We start from the raw sequence: 17,426 nt of genomic DNA on the forward strand, positions 1-17,426 counted from the left end.
ATAACAATTGGCATAATCAAAGATTGCCCCTTTCAAAGAGCAATAGCTAAGATTTGCCCCGCGTAAACATGCATATGAAAAATCGGCATTTCTCAGATCACTAAATGACAGATCTTCACCAGCAAAATCAGCGTTTCTAAAATTCAGGCCCATATAACTCTTAAAACGGCGGTCACTTTTAAGAAATATATTTTTAATGCTCTTATTGCCATGCCGCTTAACCCTATATTCTTTTTCATAAGGGGCAGCTTTTTCATTTAAAAGCATGATTTTTTTCCTGTCTTGTTCTCTCCCAGAGAGCAACAGCATATCAAGCCCTTTTTAAGCAATGTATAAATTTTACAATTTATAATTCCTTTTAAGAATTTCCTTATTAACACATAGCATGGATATTAATTTTATTGTTTTTTATCAATAAATTAAACCAGCTTAATACAATGTAATTTCATTGCAGAATATTAATATGCCAGAAACAGTTTGCGCGGTAATAGTGCCAGTACACTGACGCGATGAGCCGTACCGGAAAGAGCGGCAGCAAGGAATGGATAAGTCATCATAAGGGGACCTCTGCCCCCTTTGAGATTTATTTCAGGCGCTTACCTGCCCCATCAATGACCTTCTCGCCATCTTCTTTAGCAAACGCCCCTTTCTGCGCATCAGGGAGAATATCCAGCACCACTTCTGAAGGACGGCACAGTTTCGTCCCCAACGGTGTCACCACAATGGGACGATTAATCAGGATCGGATGCTGCAACATAAAGTCGATTATCTGCTCGTCAGTAAATTTATCTTCCGCAAGCCCCAGTTCTTCATACGGCTCAACATTTTTACGCAGCAGTTCCCGTACCCTGATCCCCATATCCGCTATGAGTTTGACAAGTTCATCGCGTGACGGTGGCGTCTCAAGATAATGGATAACGGTCGGTTCAGTACCGCTATTGCGGATCATCTCCAGCGTGTTGCGCGACGTGCCACAGGCCGGATTGTGATAAATGGTGATATTGCTCATATCAGTCTCATTGCAAAGTGAAAGATAAACGTAGCGCCAGCGCTGCCAGCGTTACAAACAGCACAGGCAGAGTCATGATGCTTCTGGTGCGGAAATAATATCCCCAGGTGGTGATCATAGTCTTCTGCGAATTAAGCTCACGCTATGCAGGGGCGTTGCCCGGATAAGGCACCTGCGCCTCCATCCGGGGCTACTCACGCCTACGGTTTATGAAGCTCATGCTGTGCAAGCTGCAAGGCGAGTGCTTCGATACGCTCGGCCATTTCCCGGGTCAACTCGGTCAACTGGGTATTTTGTTTGAGCAATTCCAGCAGTTGCGCCGACTGTTCCTCGGCAAGTATCTGGCGCTTCGTCATTGCCTCGTCCAGATCTTCGCGGTGTTGGGCATCTGCCAGCGCATGCGCCTGATCACGCTCCGCCTGACGGGTTTGTGCCAGCAGGATCAGCGGAGCGGCATAAGCAGCCTGAATACTGAACGCCAGGTTAAGTAAAATAAAGGGATAAGGATCAAACTTCACAACGCCTGCCACGTTCAGAACAATCCACACGATCACAGCGAATGTCTGCCCAATCAGAAATGTCGGCGTGCCGAAAAAACGTGCGAAGGCCTCTGCTCTCAATGCAAACCACTCGTCGCCAAACGTATGTGTAATACCCTTAAGGGGACGATATAACCGAAATTTTTTATCTGTATGCATATCAAAAACTTCCTGTGGGAGATGTTGCCAGGATCGCCGAAAATGTTTGCCGTGGGCTCTGATGCCCTGGCATACGAAAATATACGCCAGATATGTTATACGTTAGCTAAAGCGACTTCATAAAGCATACCTGGCCATTAACGCCGTCCACATTATCCCTTTCAGGTCATCGCGTCTGATGTTTTTCTTATGTTGGCGTAGGTTCTGGTTTTGCGCATGGCTTCAATCCCAGGCGACTCATGAGTCGGGTTTTATATGAAACCACGTGAAAGAGGAAAATGGCATAGCGAATAGCAATATTTCATTATCTGTATGGTTATGAATTTCAACAAATAATAAGTTGTTGAACATCCCATACCTCTTTGCCATAGATTATCTTTCATACTCCAATTAATGATGCTTATAAACTAAACTCACACCTCCATAGTCCATTCATCAGCAAAAATCCTGTAATGAAATTCTGTGCTTGTAGATCCTTTGAAAAAATCCGCATCTTTTAACTCATTAATTTTTTTAAGCTTCAAAGACTCTACTAAACCAATTGAGGCCAGATTACGAGAGTCAATCAGGGCATCAACATGAGATAAATTGTAGTTATTAAAGAGAAAATCTATCAACATCCGTACACATTGTTTTGCGACTCCTTTTTTTTGATAGCGCCCAAACACATGATAAGCAATATATGCCCACCCTTTATCAACCATAATGGTTGACTGGACATACCCCAGATACGCACCAGACTTACGATGTATAATGACCCAATTTAGCCATATTTCACTTTTATCCGGGGAGTAACACTGCGATATTCTCTCATAACGTGCTGTCAACTCATCTACACTTGCAGGTGGGTTGGACGGTATATACTTATAATCATCAATAATACATAAGCCTGCATACATTTTATGTGCATGGGACTTATCCAAAGGTTCCAAGAAATATAAATCTGACATCAGAGGCTCAATTACTTTCGAACTCATGGCGCAAACTCCATAGGACCTGACATCAAGAATGAGAGTAGAGGTTTGATAACACCACCACCTTTATCTACCAGTGAAGGTTAACATACCTGCCCATCATTTTATTGAAACAAAAACCGCCGGGTTCTCATCAACAGACAGGCTGCCTTTGAGGAAAAACGCATACCTCAGCCAGGGTTAATCAAGGAAATAACCGATCGCGATAACGCTGTTTCACACTCAATGTGAAGCAGGAATCGAATAAAAAACACGGCTGGCGCGTTTACTCGCTAAACACATCAAGGATCATCAACATGACGCGTATCGTGCCTTATTTCGCCCTCGTATTATTCATCAATTCCTTTTCAGTTTGTGCCAGCCCGGCTAACTACAGTATCAACACGCAGAAAACGACGATCACTCTCTCCTGGCATGCCTTTGGAGATACTTCTGAGGCCAGCCTCGGAGATGTGACCGGGAGTATTGCACTCAATGGCGGAAACGAAGAAGGTGACAATATCAATGTTTCCATTCCCGTGGCGACGCTAAAGGCGTCTAACAGGCTGTTAACCTGGCAGATGAAAAGCAGCCTTTTTTTTGACGCCGGACGCTATCCGAACATCACGTTCATCAGCAGCCGCGTGGTGGCTCTGGGACAGGGCCATTTTCGAATTTTTGGCACACTGGCGGTGAAGAACGTCTCGCGCCCGGTCATTCTGGATGCCTCAATGCCAGGCAAGAACAACGGACTCACCGAGGCGGATAACCTTTTCCTGCACGCCTCAACGACGATTTCCCGCTCAGCATTCAATATGGACAGTTTCGCCACGCTGGTAGATGACAGCGTGACAATCAATATTGAGATTCAGGCTCGCCCACATCAGGCGGTATAAGCATAGCCGGCAGCCCTTTACTGGCATGCCGGCGTCTCTCTTTTGCTATGAAATTGCAGCCTGCAACGTCAGTGCGTTTTGCTTCAATTGGGATGCAGGGTTACGGCCAATCAACACAAACTGGTATCTTCCGGAGTGCCACCAGACGAGATTCATCTTATGGCGCTGCTCGTGATTCAATTCAGGGCTGGCGGGCTTGCCATCCGGTGAAATACACAGCGCCATCGGGCCGTAATCGGCATGCATCCAGGCGATTTGTGCAATCGAGGTACTGTCATAGCGTAGCATTCGTACCATTTTCAGCTCTGCCCCGCTCAATACAAGTTGCTGCTCATTCGCCTGCAAACCTATGTCTTGCGCAGTACGTGTTAATCCACGCTGCAAGGCTGATGGGGAACTGTCCGCATCCAGCAACGTTTCCGCACTGTACAAAGACATATACTGTGCTTCAAGGTCACGAATTTTTTCGCTCTCCCCCTGAGCCCGCGTTGCCGGACGTGCCAGATAGCCCAGCCCTGAGCCAATTACCAGAAAACTGAGCGAGGCTGCGATCAATGCACGTCGGCTGACACCCGTGGCCCTGGCTGCGGTAGCCGATGGTTGGGCGAGTACGTTGGCTAATTGCGCCTCCAGGCGAGAGTGCGGAGCCTCATTCAGAAGTGGCGCGAAGGCACTGGCAATGTCTGTCTGGTTAAGCCTTAACATTTCAGTTCGTGCAGCCAGTTGCTCATCCTGACCAAGCGCAGCTTCAAAGCGCTCTGCATCGGTTGCATGCATTTCGCCATCCAGCCAGGCCACTATCGCCTCATCGCTGTACGGTGCTGTAAATCTCATTGATTTCAATATCGCTTCTCCTGTACAGGGTGCGGCGTGTGAATAAGCTGGGCGATTTTCGCCCTTGCCGTAGCCAGCCGGCTCATGATAGTGCCAATCGGGACAGACAAGGTATCCGCCGCTTCCTGATAGGTAAAACCTTCGACATACACCAGAAATACCGCATTGCGTTGTGCTTCCGGCAAGGCGCTCACGTACTGCATAATTTTCCCATAGTGCAGGCGAGCCTCATCCTGTTCATTCGTCTCCGGTGCCAGTAATTCATCGCTTTCGACAAACCCCTGCCCCAGGCGCACCCGGCGGGCGCGCACCTCTGAAATCCAGATGGAATGCAGGATAGTGAATAACCAACTGTCGATGCGTGTGCCGGGGGTAAACTGCGCGCTTTTTTCAAGCGCGCGGACACAGGTAGACTGAACCAGTTCTTCGGCAACCTCGCGGTTACGCGACAGAACCAGCCCATAACGCCACAGGCGTGTCAGATGTTCAGCAAGATGCTGACGGACGTCACTGGTAGTGATTTTTTTATCCTCGTACCATTACTCAGGATTCAGGATGACCGTCGATAGCGGCCTGGAGATCCCTGTACTCCTCGCAACGCTGGCCGCAAAGTGTGGCAATGGTTTTCAATTGCGCTTTTGCCAGATCAGGACGCCCTTTCACCAACCATGCTTCACCCAGGTATTCACGTACTTTGGCATAGGTCGGGTCAAGGGCGATGGAGCGCTGATAATAGCCGATACCTTCATCAGTACGCCCCAGCTTACGCGTGGCATACCCCCGGTAATTCCAGGCCTCTGCAGTATCGCCGTTTTTCAGCGTGTTGAGCAGATCCAGGGCCGCCTGATACTCCCCTTTTTTTGCCAGATGGTACGCATAACGCGTTTTATCTTCATCGCTAATCTGGCTTGTTTTCTCGGGTACGCATTGTTTTCTTGCGCTGTCATAGACCTGCCCTGTGGGGCAATCGGGCGTTTTGCTGTTGGTATTATCGTCACCTGCGGCAAAAACCGGCGTACTTAGCAGAACAAACACCGCAGGCACCAGACGTTGAATAAATGCGGAATGTAATAACGAAGACAGGTTCATAGTGAGCTCCGGATTAACGAAAAGCGGCCAGGCAGCATACGACGCAGTAGGCTGTCCCGTAACAGGTAGTGATGAAAAAGCGCGGCCTGCAAGCCTTTTCTCAGTGGCGTTCCCCGCTCCAGTTGCTCCCAGATATGTGCGCTTGCAAACAGGAAAATGACACTGGCTGCAGTGACCCAGTGCAGTGCCAGGGTAAAGCTATCGTAGCGCTGTCTTAGTGGCGGCGGCGTTGTTGCAGTCATAAACATGATTCCATCAGTGTGTTGATGATGGATAAACGCCACACCCTCTGAATCTATTCGATAAAAAAAGCGTTTTTTTCGTTTTTATCCCGACGCGCAGTCCAGGGCCGGAAAATAGAAGTGCCAGAGCGTCCCCCTCCATACATCTTGCGGCATCAACGTCCTGAGATTTGGTAACTCACTCCATGACAACGATAACTATTATCTCGTCCGCGAGTTTCAAAATTTAGCAAAAATGGAGGCCGTTCTTGCGCAATTTTATGCGGATTCCCGTTGGCGCGAGGGGCCGCGAAGCGAAATCATAAGCATGTTCCAGGAAAGCCACAGTGTTGTCATGTTGGGCGACTTGCCCATCGCGTGAGGATCAATTTCAACCTTATGAATTCAAGGCATATTAGCCATAATTATCCTGCATCACGGGACTGATAAAGGTTGCAAGAAACGGATTTCTTCAAACCTTAACAGACGCGATAAGGGTTCCTACGACTGAGCAATGGGCAGAAGCGAATCTTATCGCGCAGCGTATATCGGTTCGTACTAACGTGCAAAACGGAGATCGGAGGGCCGCTTTGTGCCAGGAGCAGACGTTTCTGACATCAGTTTATGCTGATTAACAGGGAGCTGGTCAATGTCATAAGAGCCCCTTCATTTGGATATCCGGGTACAAACTTTAGAGCAAACAAACCGACTTTGTTTCAATATGACATTACACGTAGTATATTGAAGATAATTGAACATTCTAGCAATGATGATCCCTCTTGAGGTACTTGAAGAAATGATTACATCCTATACTTCATTTTTCCTTGAAGGTGATAGGAATCATCAGGCTACAATTTCATGTTCAATGAATGACATTTAGCCAATTCTAAAATCAAGAGGAGCTAAAGGATGTCGCATTATAATAACACGGAGGTGTCATGCACTAATATGAATACTCCGTATGAAAAATACCAACATATATAATACGGTGATGTCATGAGCTTTCAGGTTACAAATAAAATTGAGGTTTGTGATTTAGATTATAGTAACACCAGCTTTCATAATGGTCTTTTTTATTGTATTGCCGTAAGGTTAAAACCAAAACTGTGTCCATCTGAAATTTGGCTTTCCGTTTTTTGCGAACAACTTAAAATGAGATATTCTGGTGAGGTTGAAATTGCTCGCGGGGAGAGTTTCTTTACTTTAAAATTATCACTAAATGGAGTGGGTTTTTATGAGGCAAAAAACGCAATGAAAAGTATTGTTTCAGTGATTAAACTCACAAACAAAAAGTTAAACCATAGCCAAGAAAACCAGGAGCTAAAGGCTCCTGGTTTCAGTGAAGATTTGAGCTCGCTATTTTTTGATTCATTTATGGAGATTATTTCACATGAAGGATGATTTGGCTTTTTTTCTCCTGGTTACATTTTTGATGTGATGTATCATCTTTTTTCATGCAAGCAGCATGAATATGCTAGCAGGTTTATTTTGTCTTCTTGTGAACAATGGTTGTCAGCAGAATTGTGCGGATTGATAAATGACAAATACCATGAAAAGTCGACTGGCAGGTTTTTTTGTTATAATGAAGACGCAAAGAGAGATATAACTTTTTATGTTTGCGATGAACATGATACGCCAGATATTAAAGGCCATGCCGAACTTAAGCTGATATATCCATTGCATGCATCAAAAAGAAAAGCATCTATTAATAACCTAATTGATAAGATTGTAAAGTGTAATCATTCTGAACACCCAGTTGAAGGGTGGTTTTTCCTTATCTGGAATAGCTACTATGAAGATAAATATACATCCAATGACTTTTTTTCTATTGTAGAAGCTGAAATTCAAGGGGCTATATCCAAAGAACATGAAAAAATAAATTCTCTTTCATATGTTATCCCTCAAATGGTTGATTTTTGTGACAGCGAAATAAAGTGGCGTGGAAGAAACATTAGTATAAAGGTTAAGGCTATTCAAGTTACTTTTTTCTCTACGAATTTCTCTCATTATAAAAACAATGATATAGAATCAATACTGTTAATCGGAAGGGATCGTCACGGGAACGAGGTTTGAGACAAAACAAAGCCTATATGGGGTTAGAGGGCATATCAAACTAACTTCCGCTTCTCGCTCGCAGCGAACCTTGTGACCTTAATTTCTGTCCGCTCCGTACCAGGAGCGGAAGTTGTTACAGCAGTCTGTCTTAGTCACTTGGAGCGTTCAAGGTTTTCATATCTCCTCACGCTGTTTAACATGGACACTCACAGACATGTTGTAATGTCCTGAAACATTACTCTTCATATGTAGTTTTATTCACGGATTCAGATAGGGCAACGTGCTTAGAGAGGAAAAATGGATAAATATGCGGAACGACTTACAGGATTTATGCGGGCTGTAGGCTGTATGAATGATGCGGCAAACCGTGTATCAGACTATTTTGTGATTAAACTGGAGGAAAGTGACAGTATACTGACGTCTTTGGCGATGTATCACTCATCCATCACAGATAAGTTTCCGTCCGCATACTGGCACCCACAACTTAAAGCATGCTCTCAAAAAATATTTATGGAGACAGTAGCTTTATGGTTCTTTGAGCATGAGGACATGCAACTTCTGCCTTCCTCACTCAAGCAGAACCTCCTCGCCAATTTTACCGATGCTCTCAATGAAATGACCGGTAATGCAGAGTTCTTTACTCTTATCACCAGCCCACCAGTGTGGTATGGCTCCCTGCACGAAGAGTTTGTCATTGAAGCACAATATGGCAGATACCTCGTTCATTTCAGTATCCACTGACTCCTTTGTCACAAACCAAAGTCAGCAAAGTGAATTGCGACTGTTTCAGTAGCCACTCTTGTGGGAACAAAAGTGCCAACTTCCGCTTCTCGCTCATAGCGGACTTTCAGCTCTGTTTGCTAGTCCGCCTCATGCCAGGGGCGGAAATCGGAGGTTATATGCCCACCGATAACATGGCTACCTAAGCCGTGGCGATTCAAACTAATGAAGAGCCCTATTCTATACGAGTGTAAACTCTCACAAAGCACAAAAGTCGCCTGTTTGTTGTTCTTTTTGTTCAACTTTGCAAAGATGTATCACACATGATCCCGCACCTGCCACACTCACAGGAGCAAGATCTCCCCTTCACGCCCTGCCCCGGCAATACGCGCTACGTGGCAATGTCGACATCGAACTGGTTCTGCTTTGAGGATTTCGCTATGACTACCTTTTACCAACTGTCAGCCACCAGCCTGGGCGGCCAGCTTATCCCTATGGACGACTACGCGGGTAAGGTGGTCCTGGTCGTGAATACCGCCAGCCATTGCGGCTTCACGCCACAATACGGCGGCCTTGAAGCGCTCTACAAAAAATACGCTGCCCGGGGTTTGGTGGTATTGGGTTTCCCCTGCAACCAGTTCGGTAAACAGGAACCCGGTGGCGCCGCGGAAATCGCACAGACCTGTCAGATTAACTACGGTGTGAGCTTCCCGATGTTCGAGAAAATAGAAGTCAACGGAAGCGCAGCGCACCCGGTGTTTCGTTATTTGAAACAGGAATTACCCGGCGTGCTGGGTGGGCGAATCAAGTGGAACTTCACGAAGTTCCTGATCGGACGCGACGGTAAACCGCTCAAACGTTTTGCGCCCTTCATCACCCCACAGAAAATGGAAACCGCAATCCTTGCGGCACTTAAAAACTGAATTTTTCGCACATTCATTTTTAACGCTACATGCAAAAAGAGGATCAACATACCGTCAAACTTTTGCTTAAACAGCAAGAAGCGTTCTGATGATTCTTTTAGTGGCGGATTAGTGCCGGCAACGAACGTTGTGCTAATCAATGATAGAGGGCTCAGGCTGGATAGTCCGCTTAGCCAGTTTCTTTTGAAACAGTATGACCATTACAGGAAATCCAGATGCCGCTAATGCACTGACAACCAACAGTCTGTTTAGATTTTGCATGGTTAATCCCTGGTCAGGTAATAATAAAGAAGACAGAAAGAATGCAAGAGTGGTTATCAGGAACATAATGGCTGTCTGTAATGAAGAAAAACCGGCTCGTTGTTCATCCTCGGGATACTGGACAGCCACCACCGAAGCGCAAACAAGTCGGCTATATGAGGCGCCAAGAAATAAGGTCATAAAGAGACCTGCATTATGATAACCCACTGCAGGAATCAGCAAACTTGCCACAAAGAACAGCGTTGATAGTGTTGCCAGCATTAGCGTGGATAAACGCGCTGTTAGAACACCTGTTATTTTTGTAGACAGATAACCTGCAATCCCGCCACTTAAGAACAATACGGGCAACAGGTTTTGTTGTGCCCCCATATACTGCGTCATTAATGGCGTTAAAATGGGAATAATCAGCATTGGACTAAATTGTGCCAGTGCCGTACAAGAGGCAAAAAATAAGGTTTGCGTATCAATAGGCAATCTGGTCTTCACGCCTGATGGGACCGTATCCCTGGGGATGATAAAGCCTATCAAGGGTAAAGAGACCAGGCAAAAACAACTGATTAACCACAGCGCAGTATGCCAGGCATAGTGTGAGCACAAAAATAATATAGTGGGCATTCCTACAATGCTTACCATCGAAAATGACGCAATTACCGTCGCCAACATTTTTCCGCGCAAATGCGCCGGTGCATTATTTATTAACAGACTTGTACCCACACCCATTGTCGTACCGCCGACCAACCCTGCGCAGAATCGTAATATAAGCAGAAGACTAAAACTGGAGGTAAATGTCGTCAAAAGTGTCAGCAGGCCTAATAGTGCCATATTGGCGATTAAAAAACGTTTCTTATTGAAACGACCAATCCAGTAAAAAGCGATAACGCCCGAAATGACTGCCCCCAATGTATACATACCGGACACATAGCCTGAGAAGGATGCGGGAACTGCAAAATCTGCCGCCATAAAGGCAAAAATAGGATTGAACATCATATATTCCAGCGCATTCGTGAACTGGATAAAAGCCATTACAATGGCAATACGCATGAGGGCTTTATGATTAAACGTCTGTATGGCCTGTGACATAGCAAGCAACCTGTGGATGAAAGATATCCGAGTGTAACTGCTATCAATGCTGCGCATTAGGTGGTAAAAATGGCACTTATTGTTATCAATAATGGGATAATTGATGCGTGCGGCCCTGGATTTTACCAGCCTTAAAGTGTTCATTGCTGTGGTTGAAAGAGAGAGTTTTGTGGGGGCAGCGAAAGCCCTTGAAATGCCGACATCCAACGTGAGTCGTTGTATTTCTCAGTTAGAAGAAAAACTGAATCTTCAGCTCATTGAGCGCAGCACCCGCCATATGAAACTCACCCAGGCGGGGCATCTGCTCTACATTCGGGCGAAGCCATTGCTGGAGGCGCTTGAGCAAACTGAGACAGAATTAACGTTGCGGCAGATGCAACTCAAAGGCCCATTACGCATCTGTATTCCCAATGAAATAGGTCCTGCATTGCTGGGTTCTGTTATTGCTGATTTCGCCTGTCAGTACCCGGAACTGGAGATCAGCTGTGTCACAAATTTGTCAGGTTTAGAATCCCTTCGCGATGATCTGGATTTAGCTGTCATTGTTACCCGTGGTCAGATGGATGACAGTGACTACATAGCCCGTCATCTGATGACCATCCCTTGTACCGTTGTTGCCGCCCCCGCCGTCATTCAGCGTTATGGCACCCCTTCGCATATACAGCAATTTGAAGAGTTACCCTGTATTACAACGGTCAGTGCACTAAAAGGCGCGCCCTGGCAGTTTGTCGATAAAAAGGGGGGATTCGAGACAATTAAGGTTAACGGGCATTATCGGGTAAACAGCGGAGAGATGGCAGGACGAGCCGCTATAGCAGGCGTCGGTTTTGCAATTCTGGCGAAACAAGCCTGCCAACCCTACATTAACGATGGCCGGTTAATCGAGGTTGAGTTTGAGCAATCGGCAGCGCCATTGCAATTATTCGCGCTTTATTCAGATCGGCGTTTTTTGCCTGCAAAAACAAGAGCGCTGATTGATTTCATGCACCAGAAATTAAGCAAGATATCCTGAGCAATATAAGGCGATATTGAATCGCCGCTGAGCGTCCCGTCGGCACAATAAATAGCTTCGTAACACAAAATATTTGCTTAGTGCCAGAGGCGGAAGTGGAAGTGGAAGTGGAAGTGGAAGTGGAAGTGGAAGTGGAAGTGGAAGTGGAAGTGGAATTATCTTGCAGAGTTTTCGCATTCCAGGCGGCGATTCCGACGGCGCAAAGTTGATGTTGATTACCGGGCATATCGGTAAGAACACTGTGTCTTACGCATAGCAAAACTTAACATAAGCCCGGAGAAAAGCATCGCCAGGCTTTATTCTGTGGTTAAGCAGATTTGTAACGCGCTTCCAGCTTGTCCAGAAAATCAACCAGTACCTGGTTCATTTCGCTGTAATCATGCGCACGCAGTTCTTCTGGTGTATTAACGAAGCGATATTCTGCGGCGCGGTCCAGATCTTGCGCAGAATGTTCGATGAGCTGCTCCACAATATCCGGCGTCAGTTCCATGTGGCACTGGAAACCAATGACACGATCTGTGTATGAAACGATCTGACGTGGGCATCCCTCACTGTAAGCGATGATTTTCGCATCCGGCGTCAGACCCGGCATATCGTTATGCCAGTGGCCAACTTCGAGCGTCTTCGCAAAGTGAGAGAACATCTCATCGTTGCCGCCGTCTTCTGTCAGCATGATCGGGAATTTACCTATCTCTTTTTCAGGGCTGTGTGCGAACGGCGCGCCCAGGGCTTCACCGATCAGCTGTGAACCAAGGCAGATGCCCATAACCACCTTACCGGTATTAACAGCAGAATAAATGAGCGCCTGCTCGGCTTTAGAATCGAAGTGCGGACATTCTTCCACTGTTGTGGCTGGATCTTGCGGGCCGCCCATAACGATGAGGAAATCGATGCCTTCAGCATCAGATGGCAACCCATCGCCTGCGTATACGCGTGAAAAAGTCACATCATGACCGTGGCTTCTGGCCCATGTTTCATATACGCCTGGTGCTTCAAAACTTTCATGAACGATAAAGTGTACTCGCATTAGGATAGGCTCCTGTAATACCTATGATATTCTGCAAATTAAATGACGCCTCCATCCAGTAAGGCTTTACTTCGGATGGTTCCAGAGTCGCTATCATAAGTGCAGGAGCTAAATCTGAAATGCCAGGTAGTATAGATAAAGCGCCAAGACATGATGAAGCCACAGGGTGGTCAAGCACCGCGATAAGTTATCAGCGTGGAGAGACTGACCCTCCCCATCACCATATTGAGGGGCAACTGCTGTTTGCCACCAGGGGAGTTATGCTGGTTGAAACAGAGAATGACCGGTGGGTAATACCGCCTCAGCGTGCATTATGGCTACCGCCTCTGCAGATCCATAGTTACAACCTGCTTTCACATACTGACCTGCGGGCCATCTATTTCAGCCGCAGCCTTATCGCAGAATGCGCGAATTTTACCAAGAGTAACCAGGTGCATGTGATTACGGCTACAGCACTGGTGAAAGAGCTGATAGCCGGGCTCTTTAGTGATGACTACAACAAACCGAGCCAACGGAAAATGGCTCTGTTACTTCTGGAGATTCTCAGCGAGGCGCCCCCCTTAGCTGCAGAGCTTCCAATGCCGCATGATGAGCGATTAGCCTGTGCGGCCAGAGAATTATTGGTTAACCACCGTTGGGAAGCATCACTTAGCGATCTGTCTTTTATCGCCACCATGTCCGAACGAACATTCTCGCGATTATTTATTAAAGATACGGGATTTAGTTTTAGAACATGGAAGCAGAGAGCCAGGATTTGTGCTTCGTTAGATCTTCTCGCCAATGGCGTCTCAATTAAACAGGTCGCTTATCAGCTTGGCTTCTCATGCCCGGCTGCATTTACAGCCGCTTTTCGCGCCATCCTGCATTCAACGCCACGCGATTTTTTACCTTAATCCATTATCGGTGTGGAACGTCTTCCTGATGCCCGGCGTTCGCCCGGTTCTGGCAGTCATTTTTCTCTGGATGACAGCACACAACATTCTTTATACGTTTATCGGCCCCTTTCTGGCACTATCGGGCCAGACCTCGCCAATCGGCCCTATCCTGCGCCTTGATAATGTCGGTGCAGCATCATTTCCATGGGCGCTCCTGGCGTTTATGGCTGTTGCGTTTCTCTGCGCCTGTTTCGCTAAAAAACATGCTTTCAGGCAAGGGGCCAGACATCATTAATGGGGCCAACAGGCTGGAATCGACATAACGATGTCCAGCATTAACACGACAGAGCTGCGCTGTAGTTCTGACAGGTACATACCAGCCCTGCCTTTGCATCAACACGACGCAGACAAGGATTAACAACGCCTCACGCCAGGCGCTTTATTCAGCAGGTCGTAATCCGCGAAGAAGCAGATTCAGCGCGGCAATGCCCTGTGCAAGGCGCTTATCGCTCTCATCACCGTCGGCAATCCAGAACGCGGCTTCTGCCAGGCTCCCGTAAATCAATGATGCCAGCCCCTGCGGGTCGGCCTCTTCAATAATGCCCTGCTCGATCAGATCGCGAATCAGGGACTGCATTGATTGCACGCAATGACGCTGTGATTCCGGTGAGAAACCGCCCAGTACCGCTTTTGCATCGCGCAACATAATGCGTTGATATTCAGGCTCCAGCGCCATCTCAAGGCAAGCCCTGCAACGGTTGCAAAAACCTTCCCACGGATCTGTTGCAGTACTGGAAATCGCCTGCAGGCGTTGATCCATCTCGTTATCGATCTGCTCCACCACCGCGGCCAGCAAGCCTTTTTTATCGCCGAAGTGATAATAGAGCGCACCACGCGTCAGCCCTGCCTGCAACGTCAGATCATCCATTGAGGTTTCAGCGTAACCATATTCTTTAAAAAATTGACGGCCAGTCGCCAGCAATGTCGCTCTTGTCTCTTCCATCTCAGCACGGGTACGGCGAACCATGATTTTTCCTTTACATACGCAGTGAATGATTATTTACATGCGTGACGTATGAATATAGGATTGCATTCATACGCCCTGTATGAATTGTCGCTGCGCCACCGCGCTGTGGCAAGCAAATGCGAATGGAGAATGAGATGGCAACGCTCTATCGAGACCTTTTTTCTGCACCCGGTACTGTCCGGTTTACCGCTGCCGGCCTGCTGGCACGACTCCCATTGCCCATGGCCGGAATCGGCATGATCACGCTGTTTTCGCAAAAACAGGGAGCCTATGGCCTGGCGGGGGCGATTTCAGCCACCTTTGTGCTGGCCTGCGCCCTGCTGTCGCCGCAGATCTCTCGCTGTGTGGATCGCTATGGACAGTCCCGCGTTTTGCCTGCGGCGACCGCGGTCAGTATCTTCGGTTTCCTCATCCTGATAGCCGGGTCTCACTGGGATGTCGCCTGTTGGATCCTGTTTGCGGGAGCCTTCCTGGCCGGGTTTGTGCCCAGCATGTCAGCCATGGTACGAGCGCGCTGGACGGCGCTCTATCGAGGAGAGCCCCGTCTGCAAACCGCCTATTCGCTCGAAACGGTACTTGATGAACTGACGTTTATCATGGGGGCACCGCTCTCTATTGGCCTCTCCATTACGCTTTTTCCGCAAGCGGGCCTGCTGCTGGCTCTCCTTTTGCTTATCTCGGGGGTTTTTGCCCTGGTGATACAACGGGGTACGGAACCGCCAACGGTGACAACCACGCACGCCACGGCGAACCGGGGAGCAGTGATTGGGATGAAAAGTGTACGGCTTCTGACACTGCTTATGGTCGGGATGGGCATGATTGTCGGCACGGTGGATATCGTGAGCGTCGCTTATGCCAGAGAGTGGGGATATCCGGCGGCGGCCAGCCTGATTTTAGCCGCCTACGCCATCGGTTCGTGCCTGGCTGGGCTGCTGTTTGGTTCATTCAGGTTAAAAACCCCACTCAGTCGACTGTTGTGGCTGGGGGGGCTGGCAACCGCAGCCACCACGGTTCCTCTGATCCTTGTCACCCACCTCGCCACATTGACCCTCGCCGTGCTGGTGGCAGGCTTTTTTTTTGCCCCAACGATGATCGTCGCCATGTCGCTCGTTGAACGCCAGGTGGATGAACATCAGTTAACAGAGGGCATGACCTGGCTACTGGCCGGGCTGAATGTGGGGGTTGCGCTGGGCGCGGCGATAGCCGGTCAGGTCGTTGATAACAGCGGCGCGCGGTTCGGTTTCGCCGTTGCGCTCTGCGCTGGCGTCACTGTGCTGCTCATCGCATTTCTGAGCCATTTTACGCTTCGTCGTCAGGATAATTGTGCCTGATACGGTGTTCACATAAGGAACTGATTAATGAATATATTATCTGGCACAACAACGGCTCGTGGTTTATGGACACCGGTCCTTGCCGTCGGTCTGGCGACATTTTCTGTGGTGACGACGGAAATGCTGCCAGTGGGCTTGCTGACAGCCATCGCCGGGACGCTCTCTGTCACGACAGGAAACGCGGGGCTGATGATTTCTTTACCAGCACTCCTTGCTGCGTTATTCGCGCCGTTTGTGGTTATCGCATCGGGGGGTATAGATCGCCGCGTGATACTGTGTGGCCTTCTGGTGCTCTGAGTGATGGCCAATCTAACCTCGGCGCTGGCGCCCAACCTGATCATTATGCTGATAGCGCGGGCACTTGTTGGTTTCTGTATGGGCGGAATATGGGCGATTGCGGGCGGTCTGGCGGCGCGTCTGGTACCGGAAAGCGCGGTGGGTCTGGCGACATCCATTATATTCGGCGGCGTTGCGGCCGCATCGGTACTGGGTGTGCCGCTGGGGGCGTTTATTGGTGATGCGATTGGATGGCGCTGGGCATTTGGCTGCATGGCGCTTTTCAGCGCACTCATACTGGTGATCCATCTTGTCGTTATCCCGACACTGCCTGTGGCTGTCTGTGCCAATATCGGCCAGTTCTTTGCACAACTGGCTAACCGCAAATTACTGGCAGGATTGCTCCTGACGCTGTTGCTTGTCACCAGCCACTTTGCGGCCTTTACCTTCGTACGCCCGCTGTTGATTTCCGTGTCAGGATTCAATGCCCAATGGATTGGGGCGATCCTCTTCGCTTACGGTATCGCGGGCATTATGGGTAACTTTCTTGTGGGCATCTACGCTGCCCATCATACGCGGCTCACCCTAATGGTCGTCGCTACCGGTCTGGTAGTGACACCGGTGCTGTTTCTGAGCAAAGGGCAAACCGTTATGGGTGGCGGCGCTATTTTGATTTTCTGGGGGCTGGCATACGGTGGGCTGTCAGTGGGGCTGATGACCTGGATGATGAAAGCGGCGCCTCGGGCCGTGGAAATCGCCGCAGCGCTTTATGTCGGGATTTTTAACACAGGAATTGCCACAGGCGCCTGGGCCGGAGGAAAGCTCGTCGACACGTTAACACTGACTGCCCCGCTCTGGCTGGCCAGCGGCTTAGCGATTGCCGCGCTGCTGTTGACCGTAATGGCGGGCTTTAGTTCGACCCGAACAGGATGATGGCGGCGCCGCCTTTTAATCGTTCTGTCCCGTTGATTAAGACACCTCAATTTAGGTATTGCGTTGATCATTAGTATGAACAGCTTCAAACCGTGAACTTCATACTCACCACAGCCTGAATCACAGCCCGGAGATGCAAATGTCCCCGTTTCCGGGCACACCTCATATCTCTCTACCAGGTGGATATACAGCGAAACAGGTGTCTG

General features: G+C 48.4%; 18 protein-coding genes and 5 pseudogenes. 11 read left to right on the forward strand and 12 right to left on the reverse strand.

Annotated features, from left to right (window positions below):
* Positions 1-12 precede the first annotated feature (12 nt).
* From IP582_RS25565 to IP582_RS13830, 5 genes and pseudogenes are all read right to left on the reverse strand, one after another.
* Positions 13-309, reverse strand: a pseudogene (locus tag IP582_RS25565) (pentapeptide repeat-containing protein); the annotation flags it as partial.
* Between the two features lie 274 nt (positions 310-583).
* Positions 584-1,009, reverse strand: a complete 426-nt coding sequence (gene arsC / locus IP582_RS13820; protein ID WP_193793520.1) for a glutaredoxin-dependent arsenate reductase — start codon at positions 1,007-1,009, stop codon at positions 584-586.
* 7 nt (positions 1,010-1,016) lie between these two features.
* A pseudogene (locus IP582_RS25375) lies at positions 1,017-1,139 on the reverse strand (hypothetical protein); the annotation flags it as partial.
* A gap of 70 nt (positions 1,140-1,209) precedes the next feature.
* Complete coding sequence (locus tag IP582_RS13825) at positions 1,210-1,707, reverse strand: DUF1003 domain-containing protein (protein ID WP_193793521.1); 498 nt, start codon at positions 1,705-1,707, stop codon at positions 1,210-1,212.
* A 413-nt stretch (positions 1,708-2,120) separates the two neighbouring features.
* Positions 2,121-2,684 carry a GNAT family N-acetyltransferase gene (locus tag IP582_RS13830; RefSeq protein ID WP_228007895.1) on the reverse strand — a complete coding sequence of 188 codons (564 nt, stop codon included), beginning with the start codon at positions 2,682-2,684 and terminating at the stop codon, positions 2,121-2,123.
* Positions 2,685-2,977: 293 nt separating this feature from the next.
* On the opposite strand from IP582_RS13830, the gene IP582_RS13835 reads away from it, so the two are divergent.
* On the forward strand, positions 2,978-3,556 hold the full coding sequence (locus IP582_RS13835; protein WP_193793522.1) for a YceI family protein: 579 nt from the start codon (positions 2,978-2,980) through the stop codon (positions 3,554-3,556).
* A 45-nt stretch (positions 3,557-3,601) separates the two neighbouring features.
* Here the strand turns inward: IP582_RS13835 and IP582_RS13840 are convergent, their stop codons facing one another.
* The 4 genes and pseudogenes from IP582_RS13840 to IP582_RS13855 all read right to left on the reverse strand — a co-directional run.
* Complete coding sequence (locus IP582_RS13840; protein ID WP_193793523.1) at positions 3,602-4,399, reverse strand: anti-sigma factor; 798 nt, start codon at positions 4,397-4,399, stop codon at positions 3,602-3,604.
* Positions 4,396-4,911: a sigma-70 family RNA polymerase sigma factor gene (locus tag IP582_RS13845; RefSeq protein WP_071195509.1), complete on the reverse strand. Its 516-nt coding sequence runs from the start codon at positions 4,909-4,911 to the stop codon at positions 4,396-4,398. The genes IP582_RS13840 and IP582_RS13845 overlap by 4 nt, the downstream gene beginning before the upstream one ends.
* A gap of 22 nt (positions 4,912-4,933) precedes the next feature.
* Positions 4,934-5,479 carry a tetratricopeptide repeat protein gene (locus IP582_RS13850; protein WP_193793524.1) on the reverse strand — a complete coding sequence of 182 codons (546 nt, stop codon included), beginning with the start codon at positions 5,477-5,479 and terminating at the stop codon, positions 4,934-4,936.
* An 83-nt stretch (positions 5,480-5,562) separates the two neighbouring features.
* A pseudogene (locus tag IP582_RS13855) lies at positions 5,563-5,721 on the reverse strand (cytochrome b); the annotation flags it as partial.
* Positions 5,722-6,696: 975 nt separating this feature from the next.
* On the opposite strand from IP582_RS13855, the gene IP582_RS13860 reads away from it, so the two are divergent.
* The 4 genes from IP582_RS13860 (at position 6,697) to IP582_RS13875 (ending at position 9,398) form a co-directional block, all read left to right on the forward strand.
* Positions 6,697-7,101 carry a hypothetical protein gene (locus tag IP582_RS13860; RefSeq protein ID WP_193793525.1) on the forward strand — a complete coding sequence of 135 codons (405 nt, stop codon included), beginning with the start codon at positions 6,697-6,699 and terminating at the stop codon, positions 7,099-7,101.
* Between the two features lie 87 nt (positions 7,102-7,188).
* On the forward strand, positions 7,189-7,773 hold the full coding sequence (locus IP582_RS13865; RefSeq protein WP_193793526.1) for a hypothetical protein: 585 nt from the start codon (positions 7,189-7,191) through the stop codon (positions 7,771-7,773).
* 279 nt (positions 7,774-8,052) lie between these two features.
* Positions 8,053-8,496, forward strand: a complete 444-nt coding sequence (locus tag IP582_RS13870; protein ID WP_193793527.1) for a hypothetical protein — start codon at positions 8,053-8,055, stop codon at positions 8,494-8,496.
* Between the two features lie 419 nt (positions 8,497-8,915).
* On the forward strand, positions 8,916-9,398 hold the full coding sequence (locus IP582_RS13875) for a glutathione peroxidase (RefSeq protein WP_193793528.1): 483 nt from the start codon (positions 8,916-8,918) through the stop codon (positions 9,396-9,398).
* A 132-nt stretch (positions 9,399-9,530) separates the two neighbouring features.
* On the opposite strand, the gene IP582_RS13880 is transcribed toward IP582_RS13875, so the two are convergent.
* Positions 9,531-10,739: an MFS transporter gene (locus tag IP582_RS13880; RefSeq protein ID WP_193793529.1), complete on the reverse strand. Its 1,209-nt coding sequence runs from the start codon at positions 10,737-10,739 to the stop codon at positions 9,531-9,533.
* A 103-nt stretch (positions 10,740-10,842) separates the two neighbouring features.
* Between IP582_RS13880 and IP582_RS13885 the strand changes: the two genes are divergently transcribed.
* Both IP582_RS13885 and IP582_RS25480 read left to right on the forward strand, forming a co-directional pair.
* Positions 10,843-11,751: a LysR family transcriptional regulator gene (locus IP582_RS13885; protein ID WP_193793530.1), complete on the forward strand. Its 909-nt coding sequence runs from the start codon at positions 10,843-10,845 to the stop codon at positions 11,749-11,751.
* 80 nt (positions 11,752-11,831) lie between these two features.
* Complete coding sequence (locus tag IP582_RS25480; protein WP_255520018.1) at positions 11,832-11,960, forward strand: hypothetical protein; 129 nt, start codon at positions 11,832-11,834, stop codon at positions 11,958-11,960.
* A gap of 98 nt (positions 11,961-12,058) precedes the next feature.
* Here the strand turns inward: IP582_RS25480 and IP582_RS13890 are convergent, their stop codons facing one another.
* Complete coding sequence (locus IP582_RS13890; protein ID WP_193793531.1) at positions 12,059-12,778, reverse strand: type 1 glutamine amidotransferase; 720 nt, start codon at positions 12,776-12,778, stop codon at positions 12,059-12,061.
* Between the two features lie 119 nt (positions 12,779-12,897).
* Between IP582_RS13890 and IP582_RS13895 the strand changes: the two genes are divergently transcribed.
* Both IP582_RS13895 and IP582_RS25380 read left to right on the forward strand, forming a co-directional pair.
* Positions 12,898-13,671 carry a helix-turn-helix domain-containing protein gene (locus IP582_RS13895; RefSeq protein ID WP_193793532.1) on the forward strand — a complete coding sequence of 258 codons (774 nt, stop codon included), beginning with the start codon at positions 12,898-12,900 and terminating at the stop codon, positions 13,669-13,671.
* Positions 13,672-13,675: 4 nt separating this feature from the next.
* Positions 13,676-13,948, forward strand: a pseudogene (locus IP582_RS25380) (hypothetical protein); the annotation flags it as partial.
* A gap of 144 nt (positions 13,949-14,092) precedes the next feature.
* Here the strand turns inward: IP582_RS25380 and IP582_RS13900 are convergent.
* On the reverse strand, positions 14,093-14,680 hold the full coding sequence (locus IP582_RS13900) for a TetR/AcrR family transcriptional regulator (RefSeq protein ID WP_193793533.1): 588 nt from the start codon (positions 14,678-14,680) through the stop codon (positions 14,093-14,095).
* Positions 14,681-14,814: 134 nt separating this feature from the next.
* On the opposite strand from IP582_RS13900, the gene IP582_RS13905 reads away from it, so the two are divergent.
* Both IP582_RS13905 and IP582_RS13910 read left to right on the forward strand, forming a co-directional pair.
* On the forward strand, positions 14,815-16,011 hold the full coding sequence (locus tag IP582_RS13905) for an MFS transporter (protein WP_193793534.1): 1,197 nt from the start codon (positions 14,815-14,817) through the stop codon (positions 16,009-16,011).
* Positions 16,012-16,038: 27 nt separating this feature from the next.
* Positions 16,039-17,220: pseudogene (locus tag IP582_RS13910) on the forward strand (MFS transporter).
* Positions 17,221-17,426 lie beyond the last annotated feature (206 nt).

The organism is Citrobacter sp. BDA59-3 (genome assembly GCF_015167655.1).
GTDB classification, from domain to species: domain Bacteria; phylum Pseudomonadota; class Gammaproteobacteria; order Enterobacterales; family Enterobacteriaceae; genus Phytobacter; species Phytobacter diazotrophicus.

What these genes read in the sequence shown, in the direction of transcription:
- IP582_RS13895 (WP_193793532.1), top strand. Translation starts at nt 12,898, where the DNA reads ATGCCAGGTAGTATAGATAAAGCGCCAAGACATGATGAAGCCACAGGG.
- IP582_RS13870 (WP_193793527.1), top strand. Translation starts at nt 8,053, where the DNA reads ATGGATAAATATGCGGAACGACTTACAGGATTTATGCGGGCTGTAGGC.
- IP582_RS13890 (WP_193793531.1), bottom strand. Translation starts at nt 12,778, where the DNA reads ATGCGAGTACACTTTATCGTTCATGAAAGTTTTGAAGCACCAGGCGTA.
- IP582_RS13825 (WP_193793521.1), bottom strand. Translation starts at nt 1,707, where the DNA reads ATGCATACAGATAAAAAATTTCGGTTATATCGTCCCCTTAAGGGTATT.
- arsC (WP_193793520.1), bottom strand. Translation starts at nt 1,009, where the DNA reads ATGAGCAATATCACCATTTATCACAATCCGGCCTGTGGCACGTCGCGC.
- IP582_RS13875 (WP_193793528.1), top strand. Translation starts at nt 8,916, where the DNA reads ATGACTACCTTTTACCAACTGTCAGCCACCAGCCTGGGCGGCCAGCTT.
- IP582_RS13880 (WP_193793529.1), bottom strand. Translation starts at nt 10,739, where the DNA reads ATGTCACAGGCCATACAGACGTTTAATCATAAAGCCCTCATGCGTATT.
- IP582_RS13850 (WP_193793524.1), bottom strand. Translation starts at nt 5,479, where the DNA reads ATGAACCTGTCTTCGTTATTACATTCCGCATTTATTCAACGTCTGGTG.
- IP582_RS13900 (WP_193793533.1), bottom strand. Translation starts at nt 14,680, where the DNA reads ATGGTTCGCCGTACCCGTGCTGAGATGGAAGAGACAAGAGCGACATTG.
- IP582_RS13905 (WP_193793534.1), top strand. Translation starts at nt 14,815, where the DNA reads ATGGCAACGCTCTATCGAGACCTTTTTTCTGCACCCGGTACTGTCCGG.
- IP582_RS13885 (WP_193793530.1), top strand. Translation starts at nt 10,843, where the DNA reads ATGCGTGCGGCCCTGGATTTTACCAGCCTTAAAGTGTTCATTGCTGTG.
- IP582_RS13860 (WP_193793525.1), top strand. Translation starts at nt 6,697, where the DNA reads ATGAGCTTTCAGGTTACAAATAAAATTGAGGTTTGTGATTTAGATTAT.
- IP582_RS13830 (WP_228007895.1), bottom strand. Translation starts at nt 2,684, where the DNA reads ATGAGTTCGAAAGTAATTGAGCCTCTGATGTCAGATTTATATTTCTTG.
- IP582_RS13835 (WP_193793522.1), top strand. Translation starts at nt 2,978, where the DNA reads ATGACGCGTATCGTGCCTTATTTCGCCCTCGTATTATTCATCAATTCC.